At 60.7% G+C, this 1,745-nt stretch carries 2 protein-coding genes; both read right to left on the bottom strand.

Annotated elements, in window-relative coordinates:
* The coding region (locus ACQKP2_RS32770; RefSeq protein WP_427582372.1) for a YbdD/YjiX family protein at positions 1–170 on the bottom strand (170 nt) is incomplete at its 3' end.
* A 15-nt stretch (positions 171–185) separates the two neighbouring features.
* The coding region (locus tag ACQKP2_RS32765) for a carbon starvation CstA family protein (protein WP_427582371.1) at positions 186–1,745 on the bottom strand (1,560 nt) is incomplete at its 5' end.

Raw genomic sequence — 1,745 nt, 5'->3', positions numbered from 1 at the left:
CCGTAGCGCGCTTCCTGGCGCTCGCGAAAGAACGCCTCGTAGCTCATCACCGGTTTGTCCGGGTGTTTGCTTTGCATGTGCTCGACATAGTTGTCGTAGTCGGGCATGCCCACCATCAGGCGCGCAGCCTGACCGAGGTACTTACCCAGACGACTCAGGTCATTGAACATGCGGCAATCCTCCTTTTACGCATCCGGCAGCGCCTGGAAGGGCGATTCCTTGTCCGTACGCTCTTTGGTACCCCAGGAGGCAATGCCCACCTTGAGTGCATAGAACAGGATACTGAACACCACGAACAGGAACAGCGCGGTCAACGTTGCGTTGGTGTAGGCGTTGAAGATCACATGCTGCATCTGCGTGATGTCCTTGGCCGGAGCAACGATCTGACCACCGGCCAGGGCGTCACTGTATTTCTTGGCCAGGGCCAGGAAGCCTACCGCCGGGCTGGCATCGAACAGCTTGATAAAGCCTGCGGTGGTGGTGCAGATCAACAGCCACATCGCCGGCAACAAGGTGACCCAGACGTAACGCTGGCGCTTCATTTTGATCAGCACGACAGTGCCGAGCATCAGTGCGATACCGGCCAGCATCTGGTTGGAGATGCCGAACAGCGGCCACAAGGTGTTGATGCCACCCAGCGGATCGATCACGCCCTGGTACAGCAGCCAGCCCCACATCGCCACACAACCGGCGGTGGCGATCAGGTTGGCGGTCCAGGATTCGGTGCGGCGCAGCGCCGGCACGAAGGAACCGAGCAAGTCCTGCAGCATGAAACGCCCGGCACGGGTGCCAGCGTCCACTGCGGTGAGGATGAACAGCGCTTCGAACAGGATCGCGAAGTGGTACCAGAACGCCATGGTGTTTTCACCCGGCAACACGCTGTGCAGGATCTGCGCGATACCCACCGCCAGGGTCGGCGCACCGCCGGCACGGGCCAGCACGGTGGTTTCACCGATGTCATGGGCGACCGCTTGCAGGGCGTCCGGAGTGATGGCGAAGCCCCAGCCGCTGACGGCTTGTGCCACCGCAATCACATCGCCACCAACCACGGCGGCCGGGCTGTTCATGGCGAAGTAGACACCGGGTTCGATTACCGAAGCGGCGACCATGGCCATGATCGCCACGAAGGACTCCATCAGCATGCCGCCGTAACCGATGTAACGGGCGTTAACTTCGTTATCGAGCAATTTGGGTGTGGTACCGGAGGAGATCAACGCATGGAACCCGGACACCGCACCACAGGCGATGGTGATGAACAGGAACGGGAACAGACCGCCCTTCCAAACCGGGCCCGTGCCGTCGATGAACTGGGTCACTGCCGGCATTTTCAGCATGGGCATGGTCACCAGAATGCCGATGGCCAGCGCAACGATGGTGCCGATTTTCAGGAAGGTCGACAGGTAGTCACGCGGTGCGAGGATCAGCCATACCGGCAGCACAGCAGCAACAAAACCGTAGCCGATCAGCATCCAGGTAATCTGCACGCCGGTGAAGCTGAAGGCCTTGGCCCACACCGGATCGGCGGCAATCTGCCCTCCCAGCCAGATCGAACCCAGCAGCAGCAAGACCCCGATAACCGAGATTTCACCAATGCGGCCGGGGCGGATGTAGCGCATGTAGACGCCCATGAACATCGCGATCGGGATGGTCGCCATCACCGTGAAAATGCCCCATGGGCTTTCGGCCAGGGCCTTGACCACGATCAGCGCCAGCACCGCGAGGATGATGATCATGATCAGGAAGCA

The organism is Pseudomonas sp. NPDC089569, assembly GCF_050280625.1.
Taxonomy (GTDB): domain Bacteria; phylum Pseudomonadota; class Gammaproteobacteria; order Pseudomonadales; family Pseudomonadaceae; genus Aquipseudomonas.
Note: the sequence above shows the minus strand (reverse complement) of the source record. Positions and strands in the feature narration are given on the sequence as shown.